Raw genomic sequence first — 15,127 nt, forward strand, 5'->3', positions numbered from 1 at the left:
GGCCAATAGCCGCCGGTCGCAAAAGGCTACTTTCGGCCAAAAGCAGACATTCGAAACGTCTACTAAGCTAGGGGCGATTCACCTCCGAAAGCATTTGCTGGCTTTTGCTCACTCACCAAGTTGACAGAGAAGCTTATGGACGTCCAAGGACAGGTTCGCGCATGGTTACTGGAGCAGCAGGACTGGCTACAAGAGGCCGCTGATAGACTACTCAAGCAAGGCTTGCTCTCTCAGGTAGACATATCTGAGTTAGAGGCACGAATAAAAACACCCGAAGGCCAGGCCATTTCCAAGTTTCGCAACTTTGAGGAGCTGACGCATGCGCCTGTAGGATCGACGCTGCGTTTGCTTGGCATTGAAAAAGTGACAGGTATAGAAAGCCTCGGACCTCGAGCACCGTTAGATTTTGGCTCAGGTAATCTGACAGTAATTTATGGACACAATGGCTCTGGAAAGTCGTGCTATACACGAATTCTCAAAAAGGCTTCCGGACAAATCCGCGCAACTGATCTGAGACCGAACGTTTTTCAAGATGCTCCAGCAACAAGCCAGTGCACGATCAAGTTTGAATTAGATCACGCGATACAGGACATAGAGTGGCATACCAATCACCGGCCTATTGAGTCCCTTCGTGAGATCGATATTTTTGATAGTGAAGAGGCTCTGCATTATCTAAAAAGTGAAAGCACCGCTACTTATAGCCCGCCAATAATGGGCCTTTTTGAGAAGCTCGCTGCTGCAACGGATAGCATAAAAGAGTCCTTGCAGTTAGCACAGGATAAGCTTGTCAGTTCATTACCTGTCATTCCCCCCGCATATCATGAAACTATTGGCGGCCGATCTTATCGGATGCTCAGTTCGCTTACAGCTCCCGCGGTTGAGCATTTGCTGCTCTGGACCCCAGAAGATGCGCAAAACTTAGAAACGTTGAGCGAAAGACTTAAAATTGCAGACCCCGCAGCTCTCGCCAAACAGAAGCGGGCTACGAAAGCCCAAGCAATCCAAATAATTGAAAACGTTAAGCTGGCAGTAACATCATTTGGAGCTCAACAACTCGATATTATCCGAGACTTACGGGCCACAGCAGTAGAAAAGCGGCGAATTGCTATGGAGGGAGTCCGAGTCCAGTCTGCGTTGCTAGAGGGCGTCGGCACCCCAACATGGCGTGCTTTGTGGGAGGCAGCGCGGGCATACTCTTCCACTCCCTACCCGCAGGTACCGTTTCCCGCAACTGAAGGGGCACGTTGCGTCCTGTGCCAACAAGATCTGTCAGTCGAAGCTCAGCAACGATTGAACGATTTTGAGAGATTTGTGCAGGGGAAATTAGAAGCCGATGCTAAAGAAGCCGAGAAAAATTACAGTGAAATATTGCATAACCTTCCGATACCTTTAACAGAAGCTCAATTACAGACTCAATCTACAGCTGCTGGGCTAACCGATATCGCTTGGAAAGAAGCACTTTGGACTTTTTGGAGCACTGCTGACCAAATCCGAACATCCCTACAGAGTCATGAAGTAGAGGCTGCGGCCACCCCAATAAGTAATTTCAGTGCGAATCTCGCAATATTGGAGTCTTACCGCGATAGGCTTGAATCAGAGGCATCTCAGTTCGAACAGGACGCACTTCAATTTGATAGAGCTAAGGCAGACGCCGAAAAACTTATGTTCGAAGCAAGGCAATGGATTAGCCAGCAAAATGAAGCTGTCCGTCAAGAGTTGCAACGACTCAAAACAATAAAAACCTTCGAATCATGGAAGACCTTAGCTAGCTCTCGACGCATTTCCACTAAAGCAACGGAGATATCGGAAAGTGTCGTTACTGAAGCGTATGTTGGCCGTTTCAATGATGAGCTCCGCGCGCTTGGCGCGACACGTATTCAAGTTGAGCTGGTAAAGACCAGAACAGCTCGTGCGAAAGTACTTCACCAATTGAAGCTAAAGGGCGTCAAGAATGGTGATAACTTACCTGAAAAGGTTCTGAGTGAGGGGGAGCGAAGAATAATATCGCTCGCAGCATTTTTGGCAGACGTGACGGATAAGCCTGGGATTGCCCCCTTCATTTTTGATGACCCGATATCTTCTCTAGATCATGATTTCGAATGGAATGTCGCTTGCCGTCTAGCTGAATTGGCTAAAGAGCGCCAAGTACTCATTTTCACCCATCGGCTATCCTTGTATGGGGCAATGGATGAAGTCGCTAAGAAAATAGGCGAGGCGTGGAAGAAGGCCAACTATCGACCTATGTGTATCGAATCGTTCGGTGGAGTATCAGGCCATCCTGCTGATCAAGCAGTGTGGAACAATCCCACAAAGACAGCCAACAATATCCTATTGGATCGTCTGAGAGACGCAAAAAAAGCGGGAGAAGCAAACGGAGCCGCGACATATTATGCGCTAGCCCAAGGCATCTGCAGTGACTTTCGCAAACTCATCGAGCGCTCCGTCGAAGATGACTTGCTTCAAAAGATTGTAGTTCGCCATCGTAGAGGAATTTCAACCGACGGCCGGCTGCCAGCATTGCTTGGAATAACTCGGGAGGAACTCAATCGAATTGACGATCTTATGACGAAGTACAGTTGCTATGAGCACAGCCAATCCACAGAAATGCCCGCTAAGCCGCCGGAAGAACCAGAGCTAAAAGCGGATATTGAGTTACTCAAGGTATGGAGAGAGGATCTGGAAACTCGGAGAAAAAAGGCAGCTTAATAACCTAAGACAATCTGAGCCAGGCGAAAAACTATGACTGAATCGCTCTTCGTGTCCTAGTCAACTCAGAATGTCCGCTTCAAGCAGGAGCGGACATTCGGCGTACCTGCGAAATTAGGAGCGATTCAACAGTAGACTTTGCCGTATCCATGTCAATACTCTGACACATACGACTCTTGCAACGCTTTTAGCGTCTCGCGCTCGTCGATCCAGTAACGCGAGGTAAGTTCAACGGCCAAATTCTTGGCCAGCTCATTAACTTCGTCCCGAAGCAATTTTAGGCTGTTGAACTTCGCTTCAGAGTCAACGATTTTTCGTATGCCATCTGGAGTGGTTAGCCCCATTGTCCAAAGTTTATTGTCGATGAATCGAGAAAGCTGTTGGATTGTTGCAGCAACCAAAGCCAGTTCGTTATATCCCGGCACAGAAATTGTAGGTTCCTCAAAGTGATATACAAGCCCTGCGATCTCATAACTATTTACTAAAATTGCAGAAGGGTTATCACTATCGGCTTTCAAATTTTTCAGCATACGGATTATTTTTTTTGCACCACCGCCCGTACGCCTTTCTTTTTCGTTGATTTTATCAATGTGAAGAAAAGGACGATTCAGAAAGCTTGTAAAAGTATACTTTTGAAAAATCTTAACCTCTCTGTCTTTCTTATTTTTGCTAATTTGATACTGCGCTGAATCATGCCAATGCGAGGGAACGACATCGACTTTTCTCGACAGACTCCCACCCGACAGCCCAATTGCTTTGTCTCCCGTAATATCAACGTTGGCCGCAGGATATGCTGCTTTCAGCGCTGTTTCCAGCTCACCACGGAGTGTTGCGAGCAGAGCAACTCCGCTTGGCCCGACCCAATTGGTGTAGTCTGACGTATTTGCCCGAGAGCCAGTTAGGTCAATAGTCACGTAGCGATCTAAGAGTACCAATATATCAATATCGCTTACACCGCGGATATGGACATTCAGTGGCACAGATCCTTGATATTCGAAGCGTACATCTGTGGTGATACGATTTGTGATTTGGCTTTTTACCCTTTCACCTTCGGCTACGGAGTTCTGTGTGTAGGTGGGGTCTACCTCCTGCATGATCCCTAAAGCATACTTAGCCCATTGACCAGTCGAACGAGTTTCAAACTTTTCGGAAATTGATCTGGCATTAGCAAAAATACTATCTTGAGCGGTATATTGGTTGCCCCGACGCCGAGATTTTAGATCGGTCAACCTTCTACTAACATCCTTACTCATCTTTTTTCCTCCAAGTAAACGTCATAGTTCCAGCAGTGCCACGACCTTTAGCTGTGAAATATTCGCCTTGAGCGATTTTCAAGCTTTGGATAAATCTCATCTCGCTGTAGCCTTGATGAGAATTGAGATGAATATTACCGACCTTAGGTTTATTCACGTAGCTATACATAAGCATCCAGCAACCATCAGGCTCAGGAATTAGTGCTACCGAAAGACTGTGTGATACGGACGATTTGGTCTCCAGTCGGACACGAATTTTTTCCCAAGTCTGAGAAATTGTTAACTCTCCTTCCCAGTCTTGAGCAACACTTCCGTCATCGTTGATTGTCTGACCGACACACAGCCACTCTCCTGCGACGTTAGGAATTTGAGCGAAAAAGCTTAGGGGCCTCCAGCCGTATTTATTGAAAAACCAGTGAAGGGCGGTGTACGTCAAACTAGCGGTAATAGGAATTACAATGAAGTACTTGCCCCACTCCGGAACCCCAATTTTGGCCATCAGATCAGATAACCCAATCCCAACTGCGGGGAGTAGGGAAACCAGAATGGTTGCCAACATGCCTAAGTAGCGACCGATGGTGCTCCTACGGTGGCCTATCACCGAATACTCATGATCTTGCAAATGCCTTTCCTCGTCTTCGCCCAATGTCATAGGTCACATCGACAACGATAGCACTTTGAAATCAACAAAAAAGCATCATTTACTCTGCAATGCGGATTAACACAAAAAAACCAGTTCGTATGGTCGAGGTCGTTTGACCGAGCCAATTTACCTTGCCAAGAGCAGCATTTGGCCGGGAACTGTACGTGGCTGAAATCGCCCCATCTCTCAAAGAGATCACGAGCATTCCCGACATAACTATTATCATTTGAAATGCACTGAGATTGGCCCAATCCGATCAGAAAGAAAGAGTGCACTCCTTCGCAATTCAGGGCCGAGTAAGTCTCGGCAACACCACCCCCTCCCCCAACCTCTCCACCCCCAACCGCACCCTCTCCCCACCCTGCTCAATCACCACCCCATCCCCCTCCACCGCCACCAACCTCACCCCAGGCCCAACCTTCTCCCCCTGCAAAAAACTCCTTGGCGGCCCATCGTTCAGGCTCAATATCGCCACCGCCCCCCGACTCCCCGCCATCACCCCGCTCACCTTGATATCCATCGGCGCCGTTTGATTGGAAAACCACTGCAACGCCGGGCTATCACTTCGCGCCGCGAGCAACTGCGGGGCCGCTGCCGGGGTGTGTGATTCGGCGGAGGTCAGCAGCAGCGACGACCATGTCGCCACGCCGACCAGCGCGGCGAGCAGCGCGAGGGCCTGGACCATTTGGGGTGGGGAAACGCGTGCGGTGAAGGTCATGGGTTGAATCTCCTTTTTATCCCTGCTGTCAGCCTACGCGGCAATTCTCTCCGTTTTATTTCACACGCCTTACAGGTTGGCCGTGCAGGATGGCGCAGGACGCAAAGGAGCGCGCGCGATGAACAGGCAAGAGGGTTTTACGCTGATCGAGTTGATGGTGGTGCGGGTGATCATCTCCGGGGCTGGTTTGAGACGAGGAGCAATGAGCGCTCGATGGCCCTGATTGCGGAGTCCGCATGGCCAGGTTAGGCGGTTGTTGCGCTACGAACGGGTTATTGGCGCTGCAGAGAATCGGCGGTTTCTCAAGGTTGGCGTACATGTGTTTGAGCGTAGTCAGGAGGCGCTCCCGTTGGCCACACTCGGAACCCTGCTGAGCCGCCCATAAAGCTCCTGAGCCTAGTCCAAGAAGAGGACCAGGCCAGGAGCCAGTTTTTTTAAGCCTACTTGTTTGGAACCACAGTGAAAGTGCGGGGCAGGGACGCGTCTCCAGCACCGTATTCTTTGGCTGTAATGATGTGCGAACCCAAGGCCAATCCAGTCAAGGAAAAGGTCCATTTCCCCGTTGGATCAACAGCGGCTGCACCTTTGACGATCGCGCCGTCAAACACTTCAACTTGCTGCGCTGGTTGCGCGTTACCGGCAAGTGTCACGCTGGTCTCGGTGGTTTTAGCGCCATTCGCAATTTCAACGCCGTTGGCTCCTTTGACCGAAGTGATAGTGGGTGCAATTGCATTAGGTTGGGATGTCGACATGGTGAACACTCCGATAGTGAGATAAATGGAACGGAGTAATTCAACGCTGAAAAACGCAAATGCACACCTGTCAGATCTGACAGGTAGCAGTGCTTTTTCGACGAGCGGTCGTCATCACTCAGGGTCGGTCAGCGCTGCGAGCAGTGCGAGGGCCTGGACCATTTGGGGTGGGGAAACGCGTGCGGTGAAGGTCATGGGTTGAATCTCCTTTTTATCCTTGCTGTCAGCCTACGCGGCGATTCTCTCCGTTTTATTTCACACGCCTTACATGTTGGCCGTGCACGATGGCGCAGGACGCAAAGGAGCGCGCGCGATGAACAGGCAACAGGGTTTTACGCTGATCGAGTTGATGGTGGTGCTGGTGATCATCGGCATCGCCAGTGCGGCGATCAGCCTGAGTATCAAGCCCGATCCGTTGCAGTTGCTGCGCAAGGACGCCGAGCGTGTGGCGCAGTTGCTGCAGGTTACGCAGGCCGAGGCCCGCGCGGATGGCCGGCCGATTGTGTGGGTGAGTGATGCCAAGGGCTTTCGGTTTAGTCGGCGCAGTGACAGTGGCAAGGGGTTTGATCATTTCGCGCAGGATCCGCAGTTGCGGCCGCGTGCCTGGCAGAGTCCGAAGATGGAGGTGCGGGTGGAGCCGAAACAGAGGGTTGTGCTGAACGCTGAGTGGATCAATCCGCCGCTGCAATTGACGTTGTCGGATGGGTTGAATCGCTTGAGTGTGCTGCGTGATGGCAGTGGAAGGATCAGCCTGCAATGAAGCGCCAGCAAGGGTTTACGTTGATTGAGGTGATGGTCGCGATTTTGTTGATGGCGGTGGTGAGTCTAATTGCCTGGCGGGGGCTGGACAGTGTGACGCGGGCGGACAGTCATTTGCAGGCGAGCAGTGAGCAGAGTGACGGTTTGTTGCGGGCGCTGAATCAGTTGCAGCGAGATGTGGAGATGCGCGCGGGGATTGAGTTGACTGAGCCGAAGAAGGTTGGGGTGGATGATGAGCCGCCGACCGCCCCGCCCGCTTTGACTGTGCGCAGTAGCGACAGTAAGGGTTTTCGTCTGGACATCATTCGTACGGCGGCGGATCAGCCGGGGGCTTTGCAGCGGGTGCGGTGGTGGGTCAAGGGCGACACCTTGTACCGCGCGGTGGCCCCGGCGCGCAGTCGATATCCACTGCCTGCGCCAACGGCTGGGGTGGCGGTGTTGAACGAAGTCAGCGATGCGCAAGTACGCGTTTGGGAAATCGATAAAGGCTGGCGACAACTGAGCGGCAACCGGCAGGAGGATCCACAAGGGCTGGAGATTCGGTTGACTCGGCAGACGCCACAGGGGGTGGAGAAATATCGGCAGGTGATTGGCCCACTTAATTGAGCCGTTCCGCCTACGGCAACTTCAACGAGGTCTGTGCTCATCAGGACAAACTGCCCGGCTGTCAGGCCGCCATCGCTGGTAAACCAGTTCGCTGTGCGTCAGATAGTTGAATGGTCATCTGTGGCTTTACCGTGAATCAATCTCCTGTTCGGACGATGGCTCGACGCAATGGACTCACCGCATAAGATCCGGCCTTCACGTTGACGATGTTGCAGCTCTGGTCGCCATGGAACGCTTTTCAACACCAATCGAAACAGCGAAAAACATGATGCCGAGAACGGCCAGGCCTGCGCCAACCCAGCCCGTTGATGCCCAGCCGAGTCCGCCGGCAATGGCGAGGCCACCAAGCGAGGCACCGACCGCGTTGGATATGTTGAATGCGCTGTGGTTGAGGGCCGCGGCAAGTGTTTGAGCTTCACCGGCAACATTCATCAGACGTACCTGGAGTGCGGGTACCAGTGCGAAGCCGCATCCGATTAAAAACAGTACAGCCAGAGTGCCGATCCCAGAGGATGCGAAAACGGAGAAGCCCGCCAGGAACACCGCGTTCCAGATCATGATGTAGAAGATCGCAGGAACCAGCGCGCGGTCAGCCAGCCAGCCGCCAATCAGGTTGCCAACAATCATGCCTATGCCCCAGACCGCCAAGACCATTGGCACCTGGCCGGATGTAAAACCAGTCACTTCAGTCAAGGTCGGGGTAATGTAGCTATACACCGAAAACATCCCGCCGAAACCGATTGAAGCTGTAGCCAGCGTTAGCCAAAGCTGAGGCTTTTTGAGACCAGCGAGTTCGGATTTCGGACTCGCAGACTCGTCGCGGGGGAGGGTCGGGATAAATATCCAAAACAGAACGATGGCAATGGCTCCACCCGCAGCGAGCAGCGCAAACGCGCCCCGCCATCCGAAGAGCTGACCGATCCACGTGGCAGTTGGAACACCTACGACATTGGCCGCCGCCAATCCCGCCATAACATAGCCGGCAGCTTGAGCTTTTCGATTTTCAGCGACCATGGTCGCGGCAACCAGGCAGGCGACACCGTAGTAAGCGCCATGCGGCAGACCGGCCAGGAAACGCGCACCTAGCAAAGTTGCATGATTCCAGGCGACGGCGCTTGCCCCATATCCAATCGCAAAAAGCGCAAGTAATGCGATCAATAGAGCCTTGCGAGGGCAGCGTGCGGCGAGGATCGCAATGAGCGGCGCGCCGACCACAACGCCAAGGGCGTAGGCCGTGATGTAACCGCCTGCAACCGGTATGGAAACGTGCGTGCTCGACGCCAGACCGGGAAGCAAACTCATGGACGCAAACTCACCCGTACCGATGAATAGGCCGCCGAGGCCAAGTATGGCGATGGCCGTGCCTGTGCCGTGTGGGACGTCAATGGCCGGACGGGATTGTGAAGTGCTCGTATCGATACTGGATTGACTTGTCATGAACAATGCCTCCGATGAAGCGATACCGAAGGCACGCTTTAAAAATGCAACGCAGTGGCACCTGTCTGGATGAGGTGCCAAGAATGGGCTTACCGGGTCGTAGTCGCCGGCCTACTTGTGGACGATATCCGCGATGTAATCGGTGAATTCATCTGCGTAATCTTCGTGCCAGCGAGAAAGCGCTGGACGGTTCTGGATCATGTCATCTGCTGCCCACTGCATGCGGCACTGATGCAGTTCCCAGCTGGCTTCGTTGTCTTCACAGAAAATATAGAAGTCGCCCTCAGCCATTTTCTCGACCATGCGATCTGCGACTTGATCGGCTGTCCATGGACTGTCCGGCTTTTTCGTATCACGGGTCATACCTGGGAAATTCATAGGTGTGAACGTGTATCCAGGTATCAGAAGGTGAGCGGTTACACGGTCACCCACCTTCTCGCGTAGCTCATGGGCTAACTGCTCGGTAAGGACTTTGACCGCAGCTTTTGAAAGCGAGTACGCCGCGTTTCCAGGACGAGTAGTGATGCCTTCCTTCGAGCCAAGGTTGACGATGGCGGCTGCGCCGCTTTGGGAAAACATCGTATCTACGAAAAGCTGCTGTAGCGTCAACACACTCCAGAAATTGATTTCCATCAACGTTCGCCATTGGGCCAGGCCTTCCCATGGCCTCGCCCCCGTGTTGATGGCTGCGTTATTCACCAGTAGGGATACTTCACCGAATTCACATGACCTTTCGTAGAGATGGTGAAGATCGCTTTCGGACGTGACATCGCCCTTGATCAACAGCAGGTTCACGTCAGGAAATTGATTGCGTAATGTCTTGATCGCAACGTCCAATGCAGACGCATCGCGATCAAAAAGAACGACGTTCATTCCCTCGCTGGCAACCCGCCGCGCAATGGCGTAACCAATGCCAACTGCAGCCCCGGTAATGACCGCAACGGCACCGCTACGAATGGCTGGATGATTCACAAGAATGTTCTCCTGACTGGATGTTCGTTAAGCGTCGGACTGGCCCGCAGGACAATCTCAGTAATTTCGGCAGGCACACCGAGGCGGATTGGAAAACCGTTCCACAAGGCAGTGCCATTGCTGACGTAAAGCCTCATCTTGCCGACGTCATAATGGCCGGAGATAAAACCCTGATTGGCATATCCGGCTACCAAGTCCAAGCCGGTGATCATGCCCCCATGGGTGTGTCCGGACAGTTGCAAACCGACGCTAGCAGCCGCCGAATCCGGTGCACCTTGGGGGCGATGTTTTAGAAGAATCGTGGGCACATCTTTTGGAGCGCCGGCGAGGGCTTCAGCCAAGTCCGGGCCTTTATGGCCATAAGCTGGAGCAGCCTCGTCAGTTACGCCTGCGACGATTAACTGGTCTGCGCCTTTACGCAGGATGACGTGCTCATTCACCAGAACCTGCATGCCCAAACGCTTGAACTCCGCGATCCATTGGTCTGCGTCGAAGTAGTATTCGTGGTTGCCAGGAATGGCAATTACACCCAGTGGAGCAGTGAGCTTGCTCAGCGGTGCGACGTCGTTCTTACGAGCTTCGACGGTGCCGTCTATGAGATCACCGGTGATCAGAATGGCATCGGCATTCAGTGCATTGGCGCGAGACACGACTCCTTCAACCCAATCAGCCTGGAACAGGCGGCTGATGTGCAAGTCAGTCAACTGGACGATCCGTAAGCCATCCAGTGATCGAGGCAGGTGCTGCACCGTTACTTCAACGCGATGAACGCCAGGCACCTGCACTGCTTGATAAACACCCACGGCTGAAAGCAGCAGCGCTGCTAGTGCGATTGCGGAACGGAGTCGTCCATCAAACACGTCTTTCATAACCACCGTGCGCCTGATCGCAAGGGCTGCACAGATCAAATCGGTGACCAGCGTCAGCACCATCACCAGTACAAACGCACAGAACAGCCAGCCTGCAACCAAGACCGCTGCACGAGGCACCTCAGGGGAAAACATCGTTCCGTAAACGGCGATGAGAATAAGGTGGTACTTCGAAATGATGAGCAGCCCTACCGCCAACAGCGCACGCCAACCACGACCGACAGGTAGCGGGACGATGAAGCGCCAAAGAACATAGAGGTAAGCAACGGTCAGGTAGATATGGAACACAGTACGGACACCACCCTTAGGGTTGACGAAGCGATCGTTGAGTGAAATTAATAGTAACCGAGATGAATCGCGCAATTGATTAGCGAGATTGCATCAGCCTTTGAATTCAGCTCAACCATGGATACGTCATGCCTGTACTGCCTACCGCACGGCTTTCTCGTGCAGACCTCGCCGATCTGAATTCCTTTCTCGCCGTTGAAAGGATGCGAAGCTTTACCCATGCGGCGGTCGAACTCGGTATCACGACCTCAGCGCTGAGTCATGCCATCCGCAATCTGGAAAGTCGGCTCGGCGTTCGGCTGCTGAATCGGACGAGCAGGACGGTGTCTCCAACCGACGCAGGAGCCGCGCTTGCAAAGCGATTGACCGTGGGTTTTACCGAGATAAGCGGCGCTCTGGCAGCGCTGGATCGCCACAGAGACAGACCTTCCGGCCGACTTCGGCTCAACGTCTTGGCTGACGGCGCACGCCTACTGTTCACGAAGTTTCTTCCGTTATTTCTGGAGGCCTATCCTGAGGTCTCAGTAGAAGTCGCAGTTGACGACAGGATGGTGGACATCGTTTCGGCAGGCTTCGACGCCGGCATCCGTTTCGGCAACACGATTCCCGAAGACTACATTGCCGTGCGACTTAGCGAAGAGTTGCGATGGGTAGCGGTGGCCTCGCCTAGATACCTGAACGCTAATGCTCGTATCGTGATTCCCGAGGACTTGAAGAACCACAACTGCATCCAGATTCGAACGGGTAACGGTGTCATCTACCGGTGGGATTTTGCAAAGGATGGCGACCATCAGGCCGTCGATGTTCCTGGACAGCTATGCGTGAACGAAACCACTTTCGGAATTGAGATGGCACTAGCCGATCGAGGCATCACCTACTGCCTCGAAGAACGTGTCAGTGCTTACCTCGCTCGCGGCGAGCTACAAATTGTGCTCCCGGACTGGGCTCCCATCGAACCCGCATTTTATATTTACTACCCTGGACGTCGACAAATGCCGCCAGGTCTTCGAGAGCTGGTAGATCTGTTTCGGGCTAACCTGTCCTCCTGACCAGATTATCGAAGGCCGCGTCCATCACGCTGAATGACGACAGCCCCCAAGAGAGATGGGCTGGCTGGCTGGCCGCCATCGCTGGCAAGCCAGCTCCCGCAGGTATTCGGGGCAGGCAGTTGGGGATTGGTTAGCTGTTAGGCCGTCATCGCGAGCAGGCTCGCTCCTACAGGGATTGGGTGAGGTCAGTGGGGGATTGGTTGGTTGGCAGGCCGCCTTCGCGAGCAGGCTCGCTCCCACAGTGGGAATGGGTGGAGTCAGTTGGGGATAGGTTGGCTGGCAGGCCGCCTTCGCGAGCAAGCTCGCTCCCACAGTTTTTAATGTGCGTACAACCCAAGCGGCAAAGCCGCCCCACTCAACAGGATGAGCGTTAGCTCGGCTGCAGCTCTTGATCTTGATCTTGATCCACGGGCGACGTCGGAAGGCTGAGTGGAGGGATTGATCCGGGGGTGGGAGCGCAGCGACCGTTTGGCGCAGCCAAACACAGCGAGAGGAGGTGCAGCGAAGCAAACCGTAGGCGCTGCGCCCGGATCGATCCCGCAGCGAAGGAACCCCGAGCCCCAGCGAGCGGGCCGCACGTAGGAGCAAGCCTTTTGGGTTACCTTTTCGGCGTTTGGAAAAGGTGACCCGCCGTAAGGGCGGAACCCTAAGCCGCCGTTACCGCAGCAACGGATATGTACACGATCAACCCCACTAGCTCAAAACGACTACTCCGCCAGGGAGTTCGGTGCATTTGACGCCGTAAGCATCACGAATCAGCAGTGCGACGCCAGCAAGTTGGTCGAGGCTGAAGCGCGCTTGGACGCGGCGTTGGCCAAGTTCGCGGTTGAGCAACAACAACATCCCCGGCCGATACCGATTGATCTCATCAATCATCTGGCTCAGCGTAGCGCCGTTAAACACCAACACTTGCTGACGCCAATTCATCACCGCTGCCGTGTCGACACTCTGCACACTGCCAACCTGCCGCGCGTCATAGGTCACCTGCTGCCCCGGTTCAAGACGCAGACTACGCCCCTCAACATCCACTTCAACCGCACCATCAAGGCAAGTCACACAGACTTGCTGATCGGTATTACGCAAGTTGAAACGCCCCTGACTGGCACGCAACCACCCTCCCCCAGCCTGCATCGCCAACGGCAACCGCGCGGTCTGCACTTCAACTTCACCACTGACCAGCTCAAAACCCTGCACACCCTCAGACACTGCACGCTGATTGATCCGCGTCTGAGTATTCAGCTCCAGGCTCACACCCTGCACCGGTTCGAAACGCCGCTGCTGGCCAACTTCAGTGATGTAGTCAGCGCCCAACCCTTCGAAGCCACCAGGAATCGTCCCGCGCACCAGCAAAAACGCCGCCGAAGCAGCAATCGCCCCACCGAGAAAAGCACGTCGACCAAACCCTCGTGGCGCCTGCATTTGCTCCACGGCCGGTTGCAGCTGCTGCCACAACCGCTTGGCCTCTTCGAACGCGCGGGCATGCTCGGCGCTCTGCGCGCACCATTCGCGCAATGCGCGGGCGTCAGCAACGGTGGCGCGGCCGGAGGTCAGCAGGACCAGCCAGTCGCGGGCTTCGCTGTGCAGAGGGTCGGCCGCCGATGGCTCGGCAGGTGTCAGTCGAAAGATGTTCAAACGCGCAGATTCTCAACGAATTGATCGGGCACTATTCAGAAGACGGTTTTCCGGCCCCGCGACCGAACCGCTGAAACACTTTTCTTTCCAGTTTCGCGGCGCAGAAGCCCAACGCGGCTTTGATTTCCTTCTCGACCATGCGCGTGGAAATGCCGAAACGCTGCGAGATTTCCAGATGCGGCGCCTCTTCCAGACGCGCCGCGATGAAGATCTTCCGGCGCCGTGCAGGCAGCTCGTACAACGCACTGAGCAGCGACTGGATCTCCTTCTGCCCGCCCACTACCCGCGCCGGGTCCAGCGCTTCGTCGCCGATTTGCAGCAGCTCTTCGACTTCCTCGCCAGTAAGCAGGCGCGCGTCGGCCTGACGGCGGTCGGCGGCGATGTTCAGGGCCATGCGATAGAGATAGGCATTGGGCCGCAGGACGTTCGGCGGCGTCTCCATGCGATCAACGCGCAGGTAGGTTTCGTGCAGCACGTCGTTGGCCAGATCTTCCGAGCCGAGACGCCGGCGCAGGCGCACCCGAAAGTCCTCGTAGGACGTCAGGAACAGTTGGACCATCGAACCTTGTCCGGTGTCTTTCATCCCCCGGAAACTCCTTCCCATTTGGTGCATTCCATGCGTTTCCCTGACGACTCCGGTAACAACAGCAACGTGACCGGCTGACGCAAGGCGCTGGGCGTCGGCCGATCGATTTTGAGGTTGCGAAAGCTTTCCACCAGCGCGTTGTCGCGCCGTACATCACCGGTCGAAGTGACCAACCGGTTGTGCTGCACCAAGCCGTCACGGCCAACCCAGACCTGCAACACCGCGCGATAACTGCCCGGACGGGTCAGCGGCGAGCGGCACAGGTTGCGCTCGATCGCCGCTTGCACCGCCGTCGCGTAACTGCGGTTGACCGCGACGCTTTCCGGCGTCTGTTTTTGCGGCGGCGCCGGCACGTCTTCGACCTGCGCCACTTGCAACGTAAACGCATCGTCCCGGGCATACCGCGCCATCAACCCACTACCGCCGAGCAAGCGACGCAGGGCATCGGCGGCGGTGTATTCACCGTCCACCGCCAGCGAGCGACGACCGCGACTCAACTGGCTGTCGACCAGCACCGCAACGCCCGTGGCGTGGCTGTACTGGTCCAGCGCGTGCGCCAGATCCTGTGCCGGAATGTGCAGCGTCATGCGCAAGTCCGCCGGCACCGCGTCGGCCATGGCGTGGCCCGCCGCACAGCCAAGCAGCCACCCCAGACACATCCGGCGCACAAGCCTCGTTGAACGCTGAAAACCGTCCGTGGAATTGCCTCGCTGCACGGCTGACGAATCCTTGGAAATCGTCATCCTGAGGGCTGTTTATGAATCTGGTGTGACGGGCGGTGCAAAAAAACCATCACGGGAATTGCGCAAGGCTTGCACTAGACTCAAGCCATAGCGCGGCCCCGTCGGGCCGGCCAG

At 54.8% G+C, this 15,127-nt stretch carries 15 protein-coding genes; 5 read left to right on the forward strand and 10 right to left on the reverse strand.

Annotation, left to right across the window (positions count from 1 at the left end; genetic code table 11):
- Nucleotides 1-135: 135 nt before the first annotated feature.
- Complete coding sequence (locus M5G26_RS08045; RefSeq protein WP_273914952.1) at nt 136-2,706, forward strand: AAA family ATPase; 2,571 nt, start codon at nt 136-138, stop codon at nt 2,704-2,706.
- A gap of 152 nt (nt 2,707-2,858) precedes the next feature.
- On the opposite strand, the gene M5G26_RS08050 is transcribed toward M5G26_RS08045, so the two are convergent.
- The 3 genes from M5G26_RS08050 to M5G26_RS08060 all read right to left on the reverse strand — a co-directional run bounded on the left by M5G26_RS08050 (nt 2,859) and on the right by M5G26_RS08060 (nt 5,320).
- On the reverse strand, nt 2,859-3,959 hold the full coding sequence (locus tag M5G26_RS08050) for a hypothetical protein (RefSeq protein WP_273914953.1): 1,101 nt from the start codon (nt 3,957-3,959) through the stop codon (nt 2,859-2,861).
- Nucleotides 3,952-4,611: a hypothetical protein gene (locus tag M5G26_RS08055; protein ID WP_273914954.1), complete on the reverse strand. Its 660-nt coding sequence runs from the start codon at nt 4,609-4,611 to the stop codon at nt 3,952-3,954. The genes M5G26_RS08050 and M5G26_RS08055 overlap by 8 nt, the downstream gene beginning before the upstream one ends.
- Nucleotides 4,612-4,888: 277 nt before the next feature.
- The gene (locus tag M5G26_RS08060) at nt 4,889-5,320 is read right to left on the reverse strand and encodes a type II secretion system protein N (RefSeq protein ID WP_273914955.1); all 432 of its coding nucleotides are present in this window, start codon (nt 5,318-5,320) and stop codon (nt 4,889-4,891) included.
- 118 nt (nt 5,321-5,438) lie between these two features.
- Between M5G26_RS08060 and M5G26_RS08065 the strand changes: the two genes are divergently transcribed.
- Nucleotides 5,439-5,543, forward strand: coding sequence for a prepilin-type N-terminal cleavage/methylation domain-containing protein (locus M5G26_RS08065; RefSeq protein ID WP_273914956.1), 105 nt, complete (start codon nt 5,439-5,441; stop codon nt 5,541-5,543).
- A 217-nt stretch (nt 5,544-5,760) separates the two neighbouring features.
- On the opposite strand, the gene M5G26_RS08070 is transcribed toward M5G26_RS08065, so the two are convergent.
- Nucleotides 5,761-6,072 carry a hypothetical protein gene (locus M5G26_RS08070; RefSeq protein WP_273914957.1) on the reverse strand — a complete coding sequence of 104 codons (312 nt, stop codon included), beginning with the start codon at nt 6,070-6,072 and terminating at the stop codon, nt 5,761-5,763.
- A gap of 313 nt (nt 6,073-6,385) precedes the next feature.
- Between M5G26_RS08070 and M5G26_RS08075 the strand changes: the two genes are divergently transcribed.
- Nucleotides 6,386-6,832 (forward strand): GspH/FimT family pseudopilin, encoded by a 447-nt coding sequence (locus M5G26_RS08075; RefSeq protein ID WP_273914958.1) that lies wholly within the window; start codon nt 6,386-6,388, stop codon nt 6,830-6,832.
- On the forward strand, nt 6,829-7,437 hold the full coding sequence (locus M5G26_RS08080; protein WP_273914959.1) for a prepilin-type N-terminal cleavage/methylation domain-containing protein: 609 nt from the start codon (nt 6,829-6,831) through the stop codon (nt 7,435-7,437). The genes M5G26_RS08075 and M5G26_RS08080 overlap by 4 nt, the downstream gene beginning before the upstream one ends.
- A gap of 195 nt (nt 7,438-7,632) precedes the next feature.
- On the opposite strand, the gene M5G26_RS08085 is transcribed toward M5G26_RS08080, so the two are convergent.
- From M5G26_RS08085 to M5G26_RS08095, 3 genes are all read right to left on the reverse strand, one after another.
- The gene (locus M5G26_RS08085; RefSeq protein WP_205936303.1) at nt 7,633-8,874 is read right to left on the reverse strand and encodes an MFS transporter; all 1,242 of its coding nucleotides are present in this window, start codon (nt 8,872-8,874) and stop codon (nt 7,633-7,635) included.
- Between the two features lie 111 nt (nt 8,875-8,985).
- Nucleotides 8,986-9,846, reverse strand: a complete 861-nt coding sequence (locus tag M5G26_RS08090) for an SDR family NAD(P)-dependent oxidoreductase (protein ID WP_273914960.1) — start codon at nt 9,844-9,846, stop codon at nt 8,986-8,988.
- Entirely contained in the window at nt 9,843-11,003 is a 1,161-nt protein-coding gene (locus tag M5G26_RS08095; protein ID WP_064392944.1) for a metallophosphoesterase, read from the reverse strand. Before M5G26_RS08095 ends, M5G26_RS08090 begins: the two co-directional genes overlap by 4 nt.
- 128 nt (nt 11,004-11,131) lie before the next feature.
- Between M5G26_RS08095 and M5G26_RS08100 the strand changes: the two genes are divergently transcribed.
- Nucleotides 11,132-12,052: a LysR family transcriptional regulator gene (locus tag M5G26_RS08100; RefSeq protein WP_122599517.1), complete on the forward strand. Its 921-nt coding sequence runs from the start codon at nt 11,132-11,134 to the stop codon at nt 12,050-12,052.
- Between the two features lie 693 nt (nt 12,053-12,745).
- Here the strand turns inward: M5G26_RS08100 and M5G26_RS08105 are convergent.
- The 3 genes from M5G26_RS08105 to M5G26_RS08115 are packed head-to-tail and all read right to left on the reverse strand — an operon-like array spanning nt 12,746 to nt 14,929.
- Nucleotides 12,746-13,684: a FecR family protein gene (locus tag M5G26_RS08105; RefSeq protein ID WP_273914961.1), complete on the reverse strand. Its 939-nt coding sequence runs from the start codon at nt 13,682-13,684 to the stop codon at nt 12,746-12,748.
- Between the two features lie 31 nt (nt 13,685-13,715).
- Entirely contained in the window at nt 13,716-14,267 is a 552-nt protein-coding gene (locus M5G26_RS08110; protein ID WP_007913935.1) for an RNA polymerase sigma factor, read from the reverse strand.
- Complete coding sequence (locus M5G26_RS08115; RefSeq protein ID WP_095122850.1) at nt 14,264-14,929, reverse strand: secretin and TonB N-terminal domain-containing protein; 666 nt, start codon at nt 14,927-14,929, stop codon at nt 14,264-14,266. Before M5G26_RS08115 ends, M5G26_RS08110 begins: the two co-directional genes overlap by 4 nt.
- Between the last annotated feature and the right edge of the window lie 198 nt (nt 14,930-15,127).

Origin of the sequence: Pseudomonas sp. TNT2022 ID642 (assembly GCF_028656995.1) — a bacterium.
Classification (GTDB): Bacteria; Pseudomonadota; Gammaproteobacteria; order Pseudomonadales; family Pseudomonadaceae; genus Aquipseudomonas.

Coding starts and splice junctions, on each gene's coding strand:
- M5G26_RS08045 (WP_273914952.1), top strand. CDS start 136: ATGGACGTCCAAGGACAGGTTCGCGCATGGTTACTGGAGCAGCAGGAC.
- M5G26_RS08050 (WP_273914953.1), bottom strand. CDS start 3,959: ATGAGTAAGGATGTTAGTAGAAGGTTGACCGATCTAAAATCTCGGCGT.
- M5G26_RS08055 (WP_273914954.1), bottom strand. CDS start 4,611: ATGACATTGGGCGAAGACGAGGAAAGGCATTTGCAAGATCATGAGTAT.
- M5G26_RS08060 (WP_273914955.1), bottom strand. CDS start 5,320: ATGACCTTCACCGCACGCGTTTCCCCACCCCAAATGGTCCAGGCCCTC.
- M5G26_RS08065 (WP_273914956.1), top strand. CDS start 5,439: ATGAACAGGCAAGAGGGTTTTACGCTGATCGAGTTGATGGTGGTGCGG.
- M5G26_RS08070 (WP_273914957.1), bottom strand. CDS start 6,072: ATGTCGACATCCCAACCTAATGCAATTGCACCCACTATCACTTCGGTC.
- M5G26_RS08075 (WP_273914958.1), top strand. CDS start 6,386: ATGAACAGGCAACAGGGTTTTACGCTGATCGAGTTGATGGTGGTGCTG.
- M5G26_RS08080 (WP_273914959.1), top strand. CDS start 6,829: ATGAAGCGCCAGCAAGGGTTTACGTTGATTGAGGTGATGGTCGCGATT.
- M5G26_RS08085 (WP_205936303.1), bottom strand. CDS start 8,874: ATGACAAGTCAATCCAGTATCGATACGAGCACTTCACAATCCCGTCCG.
- M5G26_RS08100 (WP_122599517.1), top strand. CDS start 11,132: ATGCCTGTACTGCCTACCGCACGGCTTTCTCGTGCAGACCTCGCCGAT.
- M5G26_RS08110 (WP_007913935.1), bottom strand. CDS start 14,267: ATGAAAGACACCGGACAAGGTTCGATGGTCCAACTGTTCCTGACGTCC.
- M5G26_RS08115 (WP_095122850.1), bottom strand. CDS start 14,929: ATGTGTCTGGGGTGGCTGCTTGGCTGTGCGGCGGGCCACGCCATGGCC.